A 20,042-nucleotide genomic window follows, 5' to 3' on the forward strand; every position below is an offset into this window, starting at 1 on the left:
GATGTAACAATCGCCCTTTTTTCTTTTATAATATTTTTATTTCCAACCGTCTGTTTTTTTGACGCCCTTCTTCTGAATTATTATCTGCTACAGGACTAGCGGCTCCATATCCTTTATACGTAATTCCTGCTGGTTTAATTCCGTGTTGTATTAAATAATCATAAACGGCTTTTGCACGCATAGCTGACAGTTTCAGGTTAGCCTCTGCTGTACCAACATTATCGGTGTATCCGGCCAGTTCAACGCGTTGTGCGGGATTAATCTGAATAAAATTAATAAGCTTTTTCAATTCACTGATTGATTTTTCTTCCAATTGATATGAATTGGTTTGAAAGAAAATATTATTGAGTGTTACGTGTGAACCAGATATAATAGGTGTGAGATAAATATCCAATGTAAGTGCATCAAAACTCGTTGGATTTTTATAATTAACGTTCAGTGATTCGAATAAGTATTTATTTCTGTTTACATATACGGCATACTCCTTTCCTTCTGTAATAACAATGGTATATTCACCTGTAATACTATCTGACTGAACAGCCTGTGTGACTGTGTTTGTTTCAATATCAACCAATTCAACACGTGCGCCCAATGGCTTCTTTGTTTGCTTGTCATAAATATGGCCTTTAGCAAACGTACTTATCCTGCCCGGCTTTAATGATTGAGGAACATCGAACTCGTACAAAAATATTCTGCTGTTGTAGTTAACATTTGTACCATCAAATCTGGAGTAATATCCTTTGGCGCCATCTACGGTAATGAATAACGTTTCATCATTGGCGTAGGTATTTAATGGATAACCGATATTCTTTGGTACAGCCCAGGTTGTATCGTTGCCGGTTGTATAAAAAATATCCAGCCCCCCCATGCCTAATAAACCATTGGATGAAAAATACAAGGTTGTGCCGTCGGCATGGATGAATGGCGAAAATTCTGTACCGCTTGTATTTACTGATGATCCTGCATTTTGTGCAGGCGACCAGATACCCTTTTCATCCAAATGCGTCACATAAATATCCTCCTTTCCAAACCCTCCTTTACGTGCTGAAACAAAATACAAGGTTCGGCCATCTGCCGATAAACTCGGGTGCGAATCCCAGGAAGTACTGTTTACTGCAGGCCCTAAATTTGTTGGTTTAGACCATACATTGTTTACTTTTTTTGAAATGTAAATATCACAGGATCCTAATCCGTCTGCTTTGCCGCAACCTACAAATACCAGGGAATTTCCATCCATGGAGATGGAGCACGTTCCTTCATTTTCTTTTGAATTGATGTTATCGGATATGGAGACAGGTTCAGACCATTTGCCGTTTACATAAGAAGAAGTAACGATATTTTCATCATCCTGCCTGGATAAACCGGATAGTGTGGTATAATAAAGTGTTTTACCATCCGCGGTAAGTACCGGATGAGACTGCGCGAAGGCAGTATTGATAGGCGGTGTCATTAATACCGGTTTAAAATCTACCGGATGTTTCATCATATCAATTGCAAAATCACATTTAGCAATATATACAGGAGTTTGCTCTTTAATTTTTTTATCGCCGGATTGAACATTTAGTGCATAGCCAAAATAGCGTTTCGCACGTACATACTCCCCTTCATTATACGATAATTCCCCTGCTGTAAAATACGCTCCGGCAAAGGCTTTAACACTGGGGTCCAGATCCGCTCCTTTACAAAAATATCGTGCTGCAGCTGTTTTATTTCCCATAGCCATGTACATAGACCCGACTTTATAATACGCTTCTACAAAGCCTGTATCCTTTTGTATAACAGCATCAAGCACATTGATTGCTTCGTTCCATCTGCGCTGCTGCTGTAAGAGCTCGGCTTCCTGATACGCGGAGATTGATTTCTTGTTTTTTGTATGATAGGTAGTGGTTTGTGCAACTGAAAAAACACTAAACAACGCCATGCAAATAGTTATGCTGATTACTTTATTAAAACTCATATATTAAGGTTAAACACATATCTAATATAGCTAAACTTACTGAAAATTAATTTCTGTCAGCCGTATCCTGTCTAAAATATTAAAAATAGTAACTATCTTGTTTTTCAATACTATTTCATTGTTTTACATGCAGATCAGATCAATAAAAGATTATTCACCGTTTGCTCTTTTTTTACCGCTCCTTGTCCTGTACACCGCTTACGTATGTTATTTTCATACCGATCAGATGGAAGGAGATGAAATGCGGTATATTCAGTTTGCAAAAAACCTGCTGCAAGGGTTTTATTCTCCTGCGTATCCGCATATTGACTTGATTAACGGTCCCGGTTATCCGATTGTGCTGATGCCATTTGCAGCATTGAGTACCCCATTGATTTTTATTACACTCTTTAATGCTGTTTTATATTATGTATCTGTAGTGTTTTTATTTAAGGCCATACAGCTAGTAACGCTTTCCTTTAAGGCAGCCTGTATAGCAGCATTATGCTGGGGTTTGAATATTCTTGCCTACCAGGAGATGCCGTGTATACTTACCGAATGCCTTACAGCATTTTTAATAAGTGCTTTCAGCTATCAGCTTATCCGTATTTATTCAACACCGGGCTTTACTTACAAAACTCTGTTACCGGCAGGTTTCACCTTTGGTTTTTTAATTCTTACTAAAGTGATCTTTGCGTATGTATTAGTGATCTTACTTGTATGCACAGGCATCTGTTATGTGCTGCGCAAACATTCTGACCTGATGTTAAAAATCGTTTGTATCTTCTCCTTTGCACTTCTTACCATTACCCCATATATTATTTATACTTATTCGTTAACAGGTAAGTTTTTTTATTTGAGCAGTGAAGGGGGCAAAGTATTGTATTGGATGACCTCGTTAGATGCTCATGAATACGGCGACTGGAACAACAATACCTTTACAGCCAACTGTTCGGAAACGTTCTGCAATGCAGATCTTATTGCTGTAAATCATGCTGCGGATATACAACAGATCAATGCGTGTAAAGATGTACTTGAAGCAGATGCGTTGTTTAAACACATGGCTATTGAACATATTAAAACCAATCCGGTGAAATATATTAAAAACTGGTTTGCCAACATTGGCCGGTTATTATTTGGTTTTCCAGCTTCGTATTATTTTCAAAGCCCTGCTACGTTAGTGCGTATTTATATCAATTCCGTTTTGCTGCTGGCGCTGGTATATTCGTGTATTGCGGTTTTATGGAACTTGAAAAAAATACCGGTGGAAATAAAGATACTGGCTGGTTTTTCAATGTGCTATTTAGTGTTAAGCTCCCTGTTCAGTGCGTATCCGAGGCAGTTTAATGTATTGGTGCCTGCGCTGCTGATCTGGATCACGTATATCCTTAAAAATACCGTAAAAATAGATCTTAAAATATCAGCCGGAAACTAAGGGATATTCATGAATTTGTGGATCTGCAGCGAAATTTCCCATTCCGGATTTTCTTTCACAAAAGAAATAATCTGCGGCAGCATTTCTTCCTGACGCGACCATTCAGGCTGTAAAAACAGCTTGCAGCCTTTTTTAAGTTTGGGTAAAAATGTTTTGGCCCATTCAATATCACTTGAATGAAATACAATAATCTTTAATTCATCGCAGGCTTCAATAACAGATGGTAACGGCGCTTTAAACTTTTTCGGTGACAGACAGATCCAATCCCATTCGCCTGATAACGGATGTGCCCCGCTTGTTTCAATATGGTTTCTAAACCCCTCCTGCTTTAACTGTGCCGTAAGGTTTGTGAGATCATGCATTAACGGTTCTCCGCCCGTAATCACAGCGATACGGCCGGTAAAGGCTGACGCTTCGGCAACCATGTGTTCAATGGTTTGCATCGGATGCTGGGAAGCATCCCACGATTCTTTTACATCACACCAATGACAGCCCACGTCGCAACCTGCAAGGCGGATAAAGTACGCTGCTCTGCCCTGGTAATGCCCTTCCCCCTGGATGGTGTAAAAGGATTCCATGACAGGCAAGGATTGTATGGATGTAGAAATGTGCAATATATATATGTTTATGGCTGTCTAAACCTCTAAGGATTTCAATAGTTAGAATTATTAAAATCAATTGTGCATTTTAATCCCTGGAGGTTTCGAACCAAGTCTTAGACGATAAGCTCTATTTATTTTAAAGCCGCTGCCTGCAGTGTATTCATTAATAGTGAAGCTATGGTCATAGGACCTACGCCGCCCGGTACAGGCGAAATATACGAAGTTTTGGGAGCAACTTCATCAAACTTCACATCTCCCAATAATCTGAACCCGGATTTTTTTGTAGCATCATCAATACGGTGGATACCAACATCCACTACAACCGCGCCTTCTTTAACCATATCCGCTGTTACAAATTCCGGCTTACCGATGGCAACAATTAATATATCTGCCTGAAGAGTCAGTTCTTTTAAATTCTTTGTGCGGGAATGCACCATGGTTACCGTTGCGTTACCGGGGTTGGTATTACGCGCCATCAAGATGCTCATGGGAGAGCCAACAATATGACTTCTGCCCATTACCACGCAGTGTTTACCGGAAGTCTCAATGCCGTTGCGTTCCAGTAACTGCATAATGCCGTAAGGTGTAGCAGGCAGATAGGTTGGTAAATTCAACACCATCCGGCCTAAGCTTGTCGGGTGAAAGCCATCCACATCTTTATCCGGAGAAATGGCTTCCGTTACTTTTTGTTCATCGATGTGTTTGGGTAAAGGCAATTGAACAATATATCCATCAATGTCTTTGTCTGCATTTATTTCTGCAACTTTCGCAAGCAAATCAGCTTCCGTAATTGTTTCAGGAAGTTTAACCAGTGTTGATTTGAATCCAACCAGTTCACATGCTTTCACCTTTGCATTCACATAGGTAACAGCAGCACCGCTATCGCCTACCAATACAGCAGCTAAATGCGGGATCTTACCACCTTTAGCTTTTATAGCTTCAACTTTTGTCTTCAGTTCTTCCTTGATCTGATCGGAAGTGATTTTACCGTCTAGTAATTGCATAGATGCTTAATGCGTAAGGCTTAAAGCTTAAGGCTAATGCTCTAAACTTTAATAGTAGTACTTAAATTTATCTTCAGCTGTTGTTGGTGCTCCGCGTTGTTATTTGCTCATTATCTAAGATTAAAGATAGCGGAAACACCAACAACGGCTTAGTAACTTACAGCATGAAAGGCAATCAATGTTAACAGACGAAAAGCATTAAGCTTTTAGCGTTAAGCATTAGGCCTAATGACTATTGATCCAGTTTCAGGATTGCCATGAAGGCTGCCTGCGGAATCTCGACGTTACCAACCTGGCGCATACGTTTCTTCCCTTTTTTCTGCTTTTCAAGAAGCTTTCTTTTACGGGAGATATCACCGCCGTAACATTTTGCCAATACGTTTTTGCGCATTGCTTTTACTGTCTCCCGGGCAATGATTTTTTGTCCGATTGCAGCCTGCACTGCAATCTCAAACATCTGCATCGGGATCAGGTCTTTCAGTTTTTCACACAACCGTTTGCCCCAATCATAGGCTTTATCACGGTGAACGATCGCTGACAAGGCATCTACCTTCTCACCATTCAGCATGATATCCAGTTTAATTACATTGGATTCCCGGAAACCGATCAGTTCATAATCCAGAGAGGCGTAGCCTTTAGAAATGGTTTTTAATTTGTCGAAGAAGTCAAATACAATCTCTGCCAACGGAAGCTCGAATGTTAATTCAACCCGATCCGATGTTAAGTATGTCTGATTGGTAATGATACCGCGTTTATCCATACACAAGGATATTACAGGGCCAACGAAATCAGCCTTGGTAATGATCTGTGCTTTAATGTAGGGTTCTTCGATGTAATCCAATGTAGTTGGTTCAGGCATATCAGAAGGTGCATTTACTACAACCATCTCATTGCCCTTTGTAAGATAAGCCTTGAACTGTACCGAAGGAACAGTTGTGATCACTGTCATATCAAATTCACGTTCCAGGCGCTCCTGTACAATCTCCATGTGCAGCATTCCTAAGAATCCGCAACGGAAGCCAAAACCGAGAGCGATGGATGTTTCCGGTTCCCACACCAGAGAAGCGTCATTCAGCTGAAGCTTTTCCATAGCTGCGCGTAAGTCTTCAAACTCACTTGTTTCAACCGGATAGATACCGGCAAATACCATTGGTTTCACATCTGCAAAACCCTGAATCGGTTCTCCCGGTCTGCTTACGTGTGTAATGGTGTCGCCTACTTTAACATCTTTCGCTTCTTTGATCCCTGAAATGATATACCCTACATTACCCGCACTCATTTCAAGCTGCGGTTCCTGCTGTAATTTCAATACACCAATTTCATCCGCATAGTATTCTTTGCCGATGTTTATGAATTTAACCTTATCTCCTTTTTTAATGGTACCGTTGAAAATACGGAACATAACTTCAATACCTCTGAATGAATTGAACTGAGAGTCAAATATCAATGCCTGTAACGGAGCTTTCGGGTCTCCTTTAGGAGGCGGTATACGTTGAATAATGGCTGCAAGAATTTCAAAAATACCGATTCCTTCTTTACCGCTGGCAGGTATGATGCTGTCGCGGTCACAACCTAACAATTCAACCACCTGGTCTTTTACTTCTTCCGGCATGGCACCGGGTAAATCAATCTTATTCAACACCGGAATGATTTCTAAATCATTTTCCAGAGCTAAATATAAATTTGATATTGTCTGTGCTTCTATACCCTGTGCAGCATCAACAATCAGTAATGCACCTTCACAGGCCGCAATGGATCGGGATACTTCATAAGAAAAATCGACGTGACCGGGTGTATCTATCAGGTTCAAAACATATTTTTGTCCTTCATAGATGTAATTCATCTGGATCGCGTGGCTCTTAATCGTGATGCCGCGTTCTCTTTCAAGATCCATATCATCCAATACCTGCGCCTGCATCTGCCGGTTAGATACTGTACTTGTGAATTCTAATAGTCTGTCTGCCAAGGTACTTTTACCGTGGTCAATATGTGCAATAATGCAGAAATTACGAATGTTTTCCATCTACCTACTCTTCTTGTGCAAATTTAATCATTTAAACGCAGAAAACCGTGTATCTTATCCACGCAATCTCTCGTTTGATTAGATTAAAACAAATACGTATTATTGAAATTATATCCTTCAACTTTTAAACCACAAAATCATAAATGAACCTGCCAAAAAACCCATTTGGGGAATGGATTCAAAAAGTATATCACTCTTTTGCGGTTCAATTGATTTTTAATAATGTAAAAAAAAATCAGATTTTACTTTTTATCTGGATCATTCTGCTGGGTTTTATAACGCGTAATTTTGGTGATATTATCGGTATTCCGTACCTGTTTCTGGACCCGGAATATTTATCAGCAACGAATTTCAAGAGTTTCTTTATTATTGGAGTATCGCTGGGGATTTTCATTACTTCATACCACATAACTATATACATATTAGATAGTTACAAGTTCCCATTTTTAGGAGCAACGCCAAAACCATTTTCTACTTTCTGTCTCAACAACAGCACCATGCCGCTATTATTTACGGTGGTTTATATTGCCTGTGTCGTTCAGTTTCAATTTAACTACAGTTTAAAATCTTCCTGGGATATAGTGTGTCAGGTATCCGGTTTAATAAGCGGACAACTCTTCACTATTGTAATTCTGTTTTTATATTTCAGCAGAACCAATAAAGACATTTTTAAAGAACTAGCCTTATCTGTAAACAAAACGCTAAAGAGGAGTACGATCAACCGGGTGAATGTTTTAAAAGATTTTCATTCAAAAAAAATAAAAAATAAATACCACATCACTTCTTTTATCACCTTAAACTTTAAGGTTGCTAAAACACCCACGCATGAACATTTAGACCGTTCTATGATGATGCTGATCTTTGATCAAAACCATTTGAATGCGGTTATTGTTGAAATCTTTCTGATCACGTTAATCATCAGCCTGGGTTTATTCCGCGACAATCCGATCTTTCAGATACCGGCAGCTGCCAGTGGTATTTTATTTTTCTCGATCATTGTAATGTTTACCGGTGCATTCTCTTACTGGCTAAGAGGCTGGGCCATTTCTACCCTCATTCTTATTTTAATTGTTTTCAATGTTTTACTGAAGGAAAAATTGATACAATCTACCTATCAGGTATTCGGGATCAATTACAGCAAAAAAAATGCAGTCTATAATATGGATCGCTTAAAAGCTTTAAGCAATCAGCAAACATATAATGAAGATAAAATGCAGACGATAACCATATTGAATAAATGGCGAAGTCAGTTTCCGGACAGTGCAAAACCAAAGATCATTTTTATCTGCAGCAGCGGCGGCGGACAACGCGCTGCTGTGTGGACATTACGTACGCTGCAATATGCAGATAGCATGACAAATGGTGCTATGTTTAAACAGACACGTTTAATGACAGGGGCTTCAGGCGGCATTATCGGAGCTAGTTATTTTAGGGAATTATGTTTATTAAAAGCGCAGGGTAAAATTAAAAGCCCTCATGAATTTCAATATTTAAGTGATATTTCAGAAGACGTATTGAATCCGATCGTTTTCAGTATGGTTGTTAACGATCTGTTTTTCAGGTTTCAGAAATTTACCGATGGAAATCATGAATATTATAAGGACCGTGGCTATGCTTTTGAACAGAAGTTACATGAAAATACCAACTATGTGCTTTACAAGCGGATCTCCGATTACAAAAAACCGGAAGAGGAAGCACAGATTCCGATGCTGATCCTATCCCCTACGATTATTAATGATGGGCGTAAATTATATATTTCACCGTTGAATATTTCATACATGACAACGGCATCAACTACATCAACCAGTTCAACCAATTTCAGACAAAAACTAAAAGGGATCGAATTCAAAAAGTTTTTTGAGGAACAGGATGCAAACGATCTGCATTTTATGAGTGCATTGCGTATGAGTGCTACATTCCCATACATTACGCCCAATGTAGATTTGCCAAGTGAACCGGCCATGGAAATCATGGATGCAGGCTTATCCGACAATTTTGGTGTAAAAGACGCTACATCGTTTTTGTATGTATTTAAAGACTGGATCAGTGCTAATACCAGCGGCGTTATTTTTATTAACATTCGTGATTCAGAAAAAAACCAGGAAGTAGAAATTCAGGCACCGGGTTCGGTGTTTCAAAAAATCATTTCTCCGATTGGTGGTTTATATAATAACTGGAGTGATTATCAGGATTTCAATAATGATAATTTAATTGAATATGCTTCTTCCTGGTTAAACTGCCCGCTAGAAGTTGTTGAATTTGAATACATTCCTGTTATGAATAAGTTCCTTTCAACGGAAAATAAACAATCAGCAAAAGACCCTAAAAGCGGCCGTGCTGCATTGAGCTGGCATTTGACCCTGCAGGAAAAAGAAAGCATTTACAATACAATTATGGAGCCCAATAATCAATCGTCAATAAAACGACTGCAATTTTTATTGAGCCAATAATTCTTGTATTTTTGATGGTGCGCAAACATCTTTTCTTCCTGCTGAAATATATTTTATCTGTGTGGCTGCTTCTGCAAGGTATCAGTCATTCTTTTGCACAGACAGATACGTTAAGAGGTCAGATCAGAGAAACCTTTTCAAATCAGGTATTACCCTTTGTACATATCACTATTTTTCCTTCGGGCAATGAATTCATCAGCAACATAGATGGCACCTTCAGCATGCCGCATCCGGCAGCTGGAAGTAAAATTATATTCAATCGCTTTTTACACCGCACCGTTGAAATAGAAATTACGGGAGGTCCTATCCCGGGAGATACGATGCAGGTAAGATTAAACCGTTTTCAGCTCTTTCCTCCCTTGCCGCCTACCAATGCGGCTACACTTGATATTATTAAGCATACAATTAATCTTGCCTCCGAAAACAATATCAATAAGCACAAACAGATACAATATCAAACCTATAATAAACTCACTATTGATGTTGGCAATAACAGTCACGTAAATGACCTGTTGAAGAAACTACGTGCAAATGGCTGGTTAAAAATTGATGACATTTCAGGGAATCAGCATTTGTACATTCTGGAAAGTGTTGCAACCAGAAAAATATTAAACAGTCAGAATCAGCTGGAAAACATTGATGCATTGATGAGTTCCGGTATCCGGATTCCGGGTGTAGCATTTCTGGGTACACACCTGCAGCATTTTAATGTGTATGATAATTTTGTGGAAGTAGCGGGTAAAAAATATATCAGTCCGCTGGCGCAGAGTCATAGTATAAACCGGTATAATTATCAGATCTTAGATACTCTTTATTTAAAAGACGGAAAATATTTTTCGATCGCCTTTGCGCCCAAAGCCAGTAAGAACTTTAGCGCGTTAAAAGGCCTGATGCTGATACATGCCAATGATTATTCCGTACGCTACGTGCTTGTGTCTCCAGCCTTTCAGAATAAAGGCCTGACAGAAGTTACCGTACAATACAAAACAATTGATCATGAACTGTTCCCCGACAGACAAACCATTTATCTGCGCGGAACCGAAGATGTAGGCGGCTTGTCTCCTATTATTCAATCTTCTACGTGGTATCATTTTTATCAGACAAATAAAAATTTCAAAGACTGTCAGTTCAATGAATGCATCTTATCCTACAAAGAGGAAGACATTGAAAAAGATACCAACTATTGGAATCAAATGCGGCAAACACCTGCTACGCTGACGGATAAAAATACCTATACCTATTTTCAAAATGGAATCAACCCATTGCTGCTGCAAAAGTTTCTGAACCTGGGGCAAAATATTTATTTCGGAAAGCTCACCGTAGGTTATGTTAACTTTGACCTGAATAAAATACTCAATCACAACCGGGCTGAGGGATTCCGCATCGGTATTGGCGGAACAACCAATTACAGGTTCTCTAAAATCTGGAAATTCTCAGCCTTTGTTGGTTATGGTTTTGGTGATACTAAATTTAAATACGGCCTGGGTGTAGAAAGGATGTTGTATCTGCCTAAAAAATGTGCGGCAGGCATCAGCTTCAGTAATGAATTGCAGGAAGCCGGCGGGCAGCAACAGGCCTTTGACACACCCCAATATTCCAGTGAAACATTGCGCCGGTTACTTATTACCTATATGGATTACACAAAAAATCTGATGGTATATTTTAAGGCTCATCCGATTACCTATCTCGATTATAAAATGTCTTTTTCCTATCAGCATACGTTGCCCAATTATAACTATGTGTATAAAGGAGAAGCATTTGAATCGATCAATTATTTTGAATGGAGTAATGGTATTCGTTATGCGTTTGGAGAACAGGAAATACATTTAAACGATGAAATTATTAAGCAGCTTTCCAAATATCCTATTCTGTATTTCAATATTGACAAAGGTTTTAAAATAAGCAATCAGCCGTTTACGTACACCCGCTATGAATTCCGGATTGATCAGTTTATTAAAATTGTAGATCTGGGTAAAACAGGTATACAGATGGTTGGCGGTGCAACTTCAGGGTATGCGCCTTACAGTAAATTGTTTGTAGGTAAAGGCAGCAGTAAAAGCGCTGGTGTGGTGGTACACAATAGTTTTGAAACGATGGGCTATAATGAATTTGTTGCTGACCGGTATTATGGTTTATTTTTAAGCCATGATTTTGGAAGAATGTATTACCGCAGCCGGTTCTTTATGCCAAACTTCATGGTTATCTATAACATCGGCTGGGGATTTCTGTCACATCCGGAATACCATGCAGGACCACAAATGAAAGATTACAGCAAAGGCTACAAAGAAACGGGCGCATTTATTAACAATATAGTAGTATTGAAATTATCAGGTCTTAAAATGGGTATTGGAGCCGGTGTATTTTTCAGATATGGTGAATACCAATATCCTAAAACATCCGATAACGCGGTGTTTAAATTCTCATTGAATTTATCGCCGGGATCGTAAGGCGGAAAGCTTAAGGCCTGATGCGGAAGGTAAAAAGGAAATGTTACTATACTTCACTGTTGTTTTTGCAGTGTTTTCCTTTTAATTTCATTTGTCTTTTTATCCAGGTACATAAATTCGGTATTGCTTACCCATGTAAGAAAGCACCAGTCCTGAGAATCTTCAAAAGACATTTTTAATTTAATATGTTCATCCAGTACAAACACCTGATTATACTGATCACGGGCAAGTAACAGCTGTTGATCCGGAGAAAGATCATAATCTTCAAACGATGCGTTTTTTGTCTTGCATTCCCTGCATCTTCTGGTTCCCTGAAAGGGTTTCTTTTTATGTTTATAGTCTATCGTACGAAGTTTTTCTCCATCAGCATTATAGAATTCAAGAATACTTCCGTCACTGAATTCCTGTAAAATCATAAACAGATTGTGTTGCCTGTTCGCTTTTGAAAAACTGCGGTGTGGTGCTGGAATTTCTTTGATTACTTTTCCATCGAGTAAAATAATGTAATTCATTTGTGTACCGGAAATACCTAATCTATTGCCTTGCAGCAAAGAGATGGATGTAAGCTCATAAACGCCGGAAAGAAATACCAGCCTGACCTGCCGTGTACTTATATCAAAAGAATAAACAGCGCTTTCAGATGACAAGGCATCGATCTTGGTATTTACTGTCAGATATACCACATGTTGCCCCGGCGTTGCAGTCAGCGCAGAAATAACTCCTTTAAACGGAATTTCTTCTTTAAGTTCTCCTTCAAAAGAATATACATACAACATACCCGCATAATCACTGACGCCTGTATAGGTTAAGATCACATCCGGATTTTTTTGAATAAACGCGCGTGTTCCTTTTATCTGCAGCTGTTTTTCATTTCGCATGTAGTCTGCATGAGCTGCCCTGCCGATAACAATAAGTCCTGAAGCAGAATCAATGGAAAGACTGTTGTATAAACCAATATGATCAAGATAAACGGCATTGAATTGTGCATCCGCTGACACAGCCATCAATAAAAAAAATACAGGAAGCAGGATTGTTTTTTTCATATAACTAAAACAGTGGCAAAATAAAAAGGGTCCGATTCTATAATCAATCTATTGAAGGTAATAATATCCATCATATTTCAACACGAATCTTTTCCAATACATTTATATAGTCTTGCTTGTCAAATATAAAAGGACCAATGTGTGTATACGCAATTAATTCGGGTGCCTGATAACCTGTTTCATATCCGAAGTCTTTCCATGTAATAGTTGTATCTGTAACTTCAATACGCGCTGTTATGGCTCCGCAGCTAATGTCTCCGCAATGGGCGCATACATACAAGCTGATCCGGCCGGATTGCAGATCTGCCAGCAATATGCCTTCAAACTGATCCAGCTGACGATGTTCTTCTGCTTTATTCGGCATCCAGCCAAATGCTCCGATCAGATCCAGTTCAGGCAAGACAAACTGTGAAAGTGCCTGCCCGGATACAACAAAATCCAGGTATCGTCTTTCAGGTCGCTGAGGCGCTTCGCTTTTATAATGTTTGGGCGTTAATGTTAAACGGTGCATGTAAATAACATATGTTTATTGATATGTTTTAAACGGTGTACATTACCAGGATGTTTAAACGCATTTTATTTATTGTGTTTACAGGTACCTACGCACCTGTTTACAGTATGTTTCAAATGCGATTCCATATTGCTGTTTTAAAAATACTTATTCCCTTACTATCTGCCGGTTCCAATCGGAATTTCAATTCATGTTAACCGCAAGGTCTTGCTGGCGCAAGCATTCGCTGGTGTCTTTTGTTGCTAACGCAAAGCTCTGGCTGTACCGTTATTGCTTGTGCTTACTTCTGATCGTAGTACGAAAAAAAAGCCTGTCGGCTGCCGAAGCAGAGACAGGCTTTGTATATGTTGGTTCATCGTTATTTTCTTGGATTACCTGTTAAATGTGAATTGTGGTAATCGTTTACAATATCATTTCTACCTTCCATATGATCTACGTATGTTTCTACATAATTGATATCGAATGAATAGCCCCCTAATAACCAGATTGCTCCCCACTCCTTTGTTGTACGCATCAACACGTAATCATTGCCATCAATCTGCGTTGTATAGCTTACGGACATATCGTTGGAATTAAAAGCTGTATCGCATAAAAAAATATGCTCACTCCATGGATGGTCAAAATTGCTTACACGCACCAATGCCTGATTATTTTCGAAAGCTCCGTAACGTGTTACCTGTACATAAATACCGCGTGTACCTTTGTAAACTTCTGTGTATTTGCTGATGTCCATTATATTATTTTTTAGTGGGTTACAATGTTTGAAAGCGTATGCAGTTTAAGCATTATCCTGGAATTTCGCAATCCGGTATTTGTTATGGAATTATAAATAAATGATCAATCCTGTTCTGATAACTTTATCGAATTCGTTTTTTCGGAATCAATAAAACACATCCCGTTCACCTATATCTATTCCATGAACTTCGCTAAAATAACGCTGCAGTTCTTCCCACATCGCATTCCACTGCACATTCTTTTCTATGTCTCTCTTATCAGCAGCAGCTTCCTTATCGGTATAAATCTCTACCAGATCTTTCGTTGCCTGTGTAAAAAGAGTTGCGTATTCGGAAGCTTTTTTACTATCGTTATTCTTTAAAATAGCCAGGCAGGCATTATGCACCGCGTCCTGCTGCACATGTTCCAGATATATTCTGTGCCCTACTTTTGCTTTGCGTTCACCAAGATTTTTATGCGATGCTGTCAGGATCTCTTTAACTTCTTCCAGTGTCATAAGCGTAACATTTATTTATAAGTATGTAGCCGGATCTTTACTGTATGATGGCATTACTTTTTAGAAGTGCGCATTGCTTTAACTTTTTTGATATCCGGGTCGCGGACAAACTTTTGGTATTCCTCCGTTTCCATTCCATATAAAGCTATTTTACCTTTTTTATCCGCATGTACACCAAACCCAAACTGTTTTGTTAACGGAGAAGCTCTGAAACATGCCTGCCCTTTTGAGAAAAACGCCTTCCGTGCTGCTTCATATTCACTTTTAATTAAATCGTTTTTATCTGCATACACCTGAAACAATACATCGTCCGAAGTGTACTTATAAGGATTCTTTGATAGCATTTCAAATTGTCTGAAAGCGATCGTTTTTTTATCGTTTTTAACTTCCGGTACTTTTCCTTCTGAAACGCTACAATCATCTGCCACTTCAATAAAGGTGTCTGAATAATTTGTTGTATGGGTTTTATCGGGCAGTATCATATTTCTGTTTTTTTAATAATGTTGTATCCGTTTTCAGTAATACTAAAGCCTGAATATTGATTTTCACAAACCAGTATAATAATAATCGGTTTTTCTTTAAACCATATTCCCTGAACGAATTATTTTTATAGGAGGTTTCGCAATCAATAAAATCCAAACTGCAATAATGCATGCTGTGCCATGATCCTGTTTTCTCAGATATACCGTTTCGACATATCTGATTGCCAGGTTTGTGAATGAAAGTATAATAATAGGAGGTTTTTTCTATAATTCTACTTAGATTAAGTGATATTTATCTAACCTGATTATGAAAATACTACACCTGATACCTGTATTTTTTTTATATGTTGTTCACGCAGCTGCGCAATCTCCTACACTCCTGATTGAAGATTTTGAAGATGGCAATACGCAAAATAATTTAGGCGGCTATTGGTATAGCTTTAATGATAATCCTAATGGTGGCAAAAGCCGGTTGAAACAGACCGCCTGGCAGAAAGAAGCATTTGTTCAGACAGGTGGCTATCAGTCTGCAGGTATGTTTCAGGTAGACGTTATCCTTGAAAAAGGGAACTATCAATGGAATCCCTATTTTGCATTTGCAACCAGTGTTGCTAAATCTGTTCCCAATAATATAAACCCTGCTTCCTTTGCAGGTATCTCTTACTGGCATAAAGGCGTGGCACACAAAGTGCGGGTTGAAACCGCTGAAGTTACCGATTATGATTTCTATTCAATGCGGGTGCCGGCAAGCGATGTATGGACCTTTGTTACCATTGATTTTTCCATGTTAAATCAGGAAGGCTGGGGTAAGAAAGTTCCACTGAATCTGGACAACTCCATCAAACTAATCTGGAACCTGGATGAGACATCCGGCAATTTTCAGCTGGATGATATACGTTTTGTGAAACAAATCACCTATGTTAAACAGCATAATATGGAAATCCTTCCGGCTGAAATACCTTCACCCATTGCGGTAAAAGGAAATGTCTCAAATCCGTTAAACGATTTGTCGAAAAAGTATTTAACCAAAGGATTGAATCTTGCCAGCTGGGCCGAAGCAAATAAAATTACTTCTGCCAATCCAAAAGACTGGAAATACAATGAAGCAATTATTAAGCTGCAGGCCGAACAGGGGCTGCTGGGTATCCGTTTCCCGATTGATCTGGACCTCTATGTAGTAGATCGCTTAAATGTATTGAATGGCACCAAAAAGAAAATAGAAATAGAACCGATGCTCTATACCTTGATGGACTCCATGAATATCTGGACCAAACGCTATGGACTTTCCTTAACAATCGATTATCATGCCTATGATGGAAGCTACAACAGAGCATCTTCCAAGGATCCAAAATTCAGAGAAGCGGTTTCTTCTTTGTGGCGTGTGGTGGCACAGCATTTTGTTAAAGAGAAACGTGAAGACTTGTTTTTTGAATTAACCAACGAACCTTGTTTAAGTTTACCGGAAGGCGAATACATTGATCAGACAGACTGGACATTACTTGCTCAAATGATGATTGACTCTATACGCCGGGTGGATAAAACACGTCCGATTATTTTCGGCGATACAAAATGGTATAGCTTAGACGAATTAATTAAAAATAAGCCGTTAAAAGATCCGTATGTAATCTACTGTTTCCATATGTACGATCCGTTCTTGTTTACACATCAGGGAGCTTCATGGGCCAATATGGGCACCATGAAAAACATTCCGTTCCCGTATTCACCTGAACGCTGGTCTACAGAGTTCCGCGACTTTGGTATTGTAGACGGTACACCGGCCTGGGTAAAAGACCTGGCAAAAAGGTATTATCAGGAAGGAAATAAACAGTTTATCAAAAACAGGCTGGCGAAAGTAAAAAACTGGGCATATGAATATAATGTTCCGCTGATCTGCAATGAATGGGGAGCTTTACCGAACACAGCTAAAATCGAAGACCTGAACGCGTACTTTAAAACCATGGGAGAAATTTTCGAAGAGATGGATATTTCGTGGCAGGTATGGTTTGGTATTATGGATTCAGACTATAAATTACTGCCGGGAATGGCTGAAGCACTGCATTTGAAAAAGAAATAGCCTGGTTATAGAAAGCGTTTACAAAATCATATATAATTAACTCATTATTAAGTAAAAATAAAACTCAGCTGCATGTATATACAGCTGAGTTTATTGTTTTATGTATGTTTTCAAGGAACTCGTTAAATCAAATCTGGTGCTTACTGGCAGTTTTCGCAATAGGTTTTCTTCAGGTAATCATCTTCCAGCAGCTGAAAGGTAATCCCCTGCTTTTCGATGGAATTAAAGGCTGCGCAGTAGCGCTGCTGATTAATATTGATGGCATTTAACATGATGCTTCTGTATTCAGGTTTGTCTGTATAAAACGGATCGGATATGGTCAGATTAATGTAATAGAACAACAGTTCTTCATCCACATCAATGGTATTGATTTTAGGTTTTAACAATGCCGTAGCCCAATCGTATTTTGCATAATACGAAAAGTACTGTGCCAGGCTTACCATATCATCATCTGTCATGATAAGGTTTTTATAAATAGCCTGAATGCTGGTTAAGCATTTATCTTTATTGATGTAATCTTTCAACTGCATATACTGATCGCCCCGAATGATGTAATAATTTACAAGCATGCGGTTAATCAGTGTAGCAGGAATGCCATACTTGTTGAGGCTGTAGATTTCAATTTTAAAATCGTCGGGTTTGGTTGTAAGCGTACCTTCAAGCCATAACTGAAATTTAAGCACACATATATTATACCGGAACCGTCCTTCATTGGGGAAAAGCCTGGACAATTCCTGAAACTGTTTTAAGGCTGCCTGCGCATCCATATCTACTAAAAAACTGAAGATGCCTTTATTATTGAGCAGTATACTAAATTCCGTTTTCCTGGGGATTTCCATCCGGTTTGCATAATTTTCAGCGGCTTCACTGCGCAAGCGATCATACAATACAGTTTGTATCTCCAACGCGCGCTGCAGATTTTTATCTGTGAGTGAAGCGTTAAACTGTTTTACCAGTTGTTCCGAATCGGTATTCAGATAAGGATTCTTTTTATCCAGTTCAATATATAAAATTGCTTTGCGGTGTTTTTTAAGAATAGGTTCCAGCTCCGCCATGATTGTTTTGTCTGTCAACTTTGCTTTGATTTCATCTTTGGTAAGCGAAGCAAAAGCAGCATACTTTGTTGTTTTAATATCCTGTAAAAATTCTACCCAATTTTCTGAGGCATGAATATCCATTCTGATGGTCGATTTCTGATATCCCTGTAAAGCAGTAACAATGCTCTGTGCTCTTTTCTGCTGCAGGTCAATATTCACATTTTTTGGACCTTCAATAGAAGAATATGCCCGTATCGTAATGGATTTGATATCATAGTCAACCAGGTTTAAGGAATCAAAAATGGGTTTTACATCGGCAGCAGAATACTCGTATTTCCCTTTTTCAAAAGGCACAACAAATTTAAATTCCTTTTGAAACACCCGTTGATACAATGTTTTATTTGAATCTTTATCGGATTTGAAAACAAGTTTATTCAGGTAAAGGCCCATGTCTAATAAACCCCAGCCGAAGGTAGGCAGCTGATAAAAGGTCTTATATTGACACAAATAGTAGTTCTGAATCAGCAGTACATTTGCTTCAATCTCCTTTCCCCAAAGTATTGGCGGCACCTCACCTATTTTTACGGCATAATATCCATTCGGAAGTGTAAATGCATTTGCTTTAAGTTTGGTCAGGTACATTGGTTCTAACAACGTACCTTTGCCAGCCCAGGAAGTTTCTGTTTTATTTTTTCCGCCGCATACATATTGGTCTTTGCTTACTAAATCAATAGCTATACCATCGGCTGACGTACGGAACAGTTTTGAAAACCATACAGGATCTGTTATCAGAAAATATACTTCATGTGTCTCACTGATTGATACGCCCATTTGAACTTCAGGCGGCATCATCTTTAATGTCTGCAAACAGGTAGCACATTTTGTTGCTATTGCTTCACCCGGATTTTTCAGATTAAACGTATTTTGCGCGTAGCTTGTAAAACAAAAAAGAACCAGGGATACAAAAAGAAAGATGCGTATAGGTATCATAAATATCTTCAGAAATATAATAGCGTAATCTGTCTTGCATGGAGAAAAAACTATTCCCATTGAATAAATAACACAGTACAATAGCATGAAGATATTATTTAATCTCAGCTATAAATAATATCTCCGGTAATTATTATAAACACTGCCATTATTCTACACCGCTAAAAAATAAACGCAACAATTGTATTTATCTGAACGGTTTAGGTTTCAGCTTTTCACCGGCATGTTCCGCTATTTCGGTTATGCGTTTTTGTCTGGTCTCTGCCCGTTTAGCAAGCACAAGCCATTGCAGCAGTGTTTTCCGAACCGATTTACTTAAACTTAAAAAGAATGCTTTGGAACCAGAATATGCCTTAAAGGCTTTCTCCAGATCCTCCGGTATGATCAATGCTTCTACCTCATCCAGTATTTTCCATGAACCATTTCTTTTCGCTGTTTCAATACTTTCCAAGCCAGCCGGAGTCATCAACTCAGCAGCAATCAGCTGCTGTACTTTTTCCTTGTTTACTTTTGACCACGTGCTGTTTGGTTTACGCTTACATAAAAATTGCATAAACGAATCGGCATCAATCGATTTCCGTTTACCATCTACCCAGCCAAAGCATAAGGCTTCATCTACAATGGCACTCCAGGGAATACTTGGTTTAACTGCATGTTTTTTATAGCAAACGAGCCAGACAGATTCCTTTGAATGGTGATTTTTTTGCAGCCATTTCCGCCACTCCTTTTGAGTAGCCGGACAAAACAGTTCTACCGGTTCTTTTTCCATTTCATTTG

15 protein-coding genes are annotated in these 20,042 nt (G+C 38.8%); 4 read left to right on the forward strand and 11 right to left on the reverse strand.

Annotation, left to right across the window (positions count from 1 at the left end):
• Positions 1-25: 25 nt before the first annotated feature.
• Positions 26-1,957 carry an OmpA family protein gene (locus CHU_RS08370; protein WP_238379375.1) on the reverse strand — a complete coding sequence of 644 codons (1,932 nt, stop codon included), beginning with the start codon at positions 1,955-1,957 and terminating at the stop codon, positions 26-28.
• Between the two features lie 127 nt (positions 1,958-2,084).
• Between CHU_RS08370 and CHU_RS08375 the strand changes: the two genes are divergently transcribed.
• A complete protein-coding gene (locus CHU_RS08375) occupies positions 2,085-3,371 on the forward strand; it encodes a hypothetical protein (RefSeq protein ID WP_041932284.1) in 1,287 nt (428 codons plus the stop codon).
• Here CHU_RS08375 and CHU_RS08380 read toward each other — a convergent pair.
• The 3 genes from CHU_RS08380 to lepA all read right to left on the reverse strand — a co-directional run bounded on the left by CHU_RS08380 (position 3,368) and on the right by lepA (position 7,000).
• Positions 3,368-3,949, reverse strand: a complete 582-nt coding sequence (locus CHU_RS08380; protein WP_049755505.1) for a 7-carboxy-7-deazaguanine synthase QueE — start codon at positions 3,947-3,949, stop codon at positions 3,368-3,370. The genes CHU_RS08375 and CHU_RS08380 overlap by 4 nt on opposite strands.
• A gap of 155 nt (positions 3,950-4,104) precedes the next feature.
• A complete protein-coding gene (locus tag CHU_RS08385) occupies positions 4,105-4,977 on the reverse strand; it encodes a bifunctional 5,10-methylenetetrahydrofolate dehydrogenase/5,10-methenyltetrahydrofolate cyclohydrolase (RefSeq protein WP_011585100.1) in 873 nt (290 codons plus the stop codon).
• 232 nt (positions 4,978-5,209) lie between these two features.
• Positions 5,210-7,000 (reverse strand): translation elongation factor 4, encoded by a 1,791-nt coding sequence (lepA, locus tag CHU_RS08390; RefSeq protein ID WP_011585101.1) that lies wholly within the window; start codon positions 6,998-7,000, stop codon positions 5,210-5,212.
• A 143-nt stretch (positions 7,001-7,143) separates the two neighbouring features.
• Between lepA and CHU_RS08395 the strand changes: the two genes are divergently transcribed.
• Both CHU_RS08395 and CHU_RS08400 read left to right on the forward strand, forming a co-directional pair.
• Positions 7,144-9,450: a patatin-like phospholipase family protein gene (locus CHU_RS08395; protein ID WP_011585102.1), complete on the forward strand. Its 2,307-nt coding sequence runs from the start codon at positions 7,144-7,146 to the stop codon at positions 9,448-9,450.
• A gap of 14 nt (positions 9,451-9,464) precedes the next feature.
• Complete coding sequence (locus CHU_RS08400; protein ID WP_238379376.1) at positions 9,465-11,897, forward strand: DUF5686 family protein; 2,433 nt, start codon at positions 9,465-9,467, stop codon at positions 11,895-11,897.
• A 53-nt stretch (positions 11,898-11,950) separates the two neighbouring features.
• Here the strand turns inward: CHU_RS08400 and CHU_RS08405 are convergent, their stop codons facing one another.
• From CHU_RS08405 to CHU_RS08430, 5 genes are all read right to left on the reverse strand, one after another.
• On the reverse strand, positions 11,951-12,940 hold the full coding sequence (locus CHU_RS08405; protein WP_011585104.1) for a hypothetical protein: 990 nt from the start codon (positions 12,938-12,940) through the stop codon (positions 11,951-11,953).
• A gap of 70 nt (positions 12,941-13,010) precedes the next feature.
• Entirely contained in the window at positions 13,011-13,451 is a 441-nt protein-coding gene (locus tag CHU_RS08410; protein WP_011585105.1) for a hypothetical protein, read from the reverse strand.
• Positions 13,452-13,809: 358 nt separating this feature from the next.
• The gene (locus tag CHU_RS08420; protein ID WP_011585107.1) at positions 13,810-14,184 is read right to left on the reverse strand and encodes a hypothetical protein; all 375 of its coding nucleotides are present in this window, start codon (positions 14,182-14,184) and stop codon (positions 13,810-13,812) included.
• 147 nt (positions 14,185-14,331) lie between these two features.
• The gene (locus CHU_RS08425; protein ID WP_011585108.1) at positions 14,332-14,682 is read right to left on the reverse strand and encodes a hypothetical protein; all 351 of its coding nucleotides are present in this window, start codon (positions 14,680-14,682) and stop codon (positions 14,332-14,334) included.
• Positions 14,683-14,735: 53 nt separating this feature from the next.
• The gene (locus CHU_RS08430) at positions 14,736-15,164 is read right to left on the reverse strand and encodes a DUF6157 family protein (RefSeq protein WP_011585109.1); all 429 of its coding nucleotides are present in this window, start codon (positions 15,162-15,164) and stop codon (positions 14,736-14,738) included.
• 307 nt (positions 15,165-15,471) lie between these two features.
• Here CHU_RS08430 and CHU_RS08440 point away from each other — a divergent pair, with 307 nt between their 5' ends.
• Positions 15,472-17,238: a cellulase family glycosylhydrolase gene (locus CHU_RS08440; protein WP_011585111.1), complete on the forward strand. Its 1,767-nt coding sequence runs from the start codon at positions 15,472-15,474 to the stop codon at positions 17,236-17,238.
• Between the two features lie 140 nt (positions 17,239-17,378).
• Here the strand turns inward: CHU_RS08440 and CHU_RS08445 are convergent, their stop codons facing one another.
• Both CHU_RS08445 and CHU_RS08450 read right to left on the reverse strand, forming a co-directional pair.
• Complete coding sequence (locus tag CHU_RS08445; protein ID WP_049755507.1) at positions 17,379-19,265, reverse strand: hypothetical protein; 1,887 nt, start codon at positions 19,263-19,265, stop codon at positions 17,379-17,381.
• A 187-nt stretch (positions 19,266-19,452) separates the two neighbouring features.
• Positions 19,453-20,034: a YdeI/OmpD-associated family protein gene (locus tag CHU_RS08450; RefSeq protein WP_011585113.1), complete on the reverse strand. Its 582-nt coding sequence runs from the start codon at positions 20,032-20,034 to the stop codon at positions 19,453-19,455.
• Between the last annotated feature and the right edge of the window lie 8 nt (positions 20,035-20,042).

It is taken from the genome of Cytophaga hutchinsonii ATCC 33406, from assembly GCF_000014145.1.
In the GTDB taxonomy this organism is placed as follows: Bacteria; Bacteroidota; Bacteroidia; order Cytophagales; family Cytophagaceae; genus Cytophaga; species Cytophaga hutchinsonii.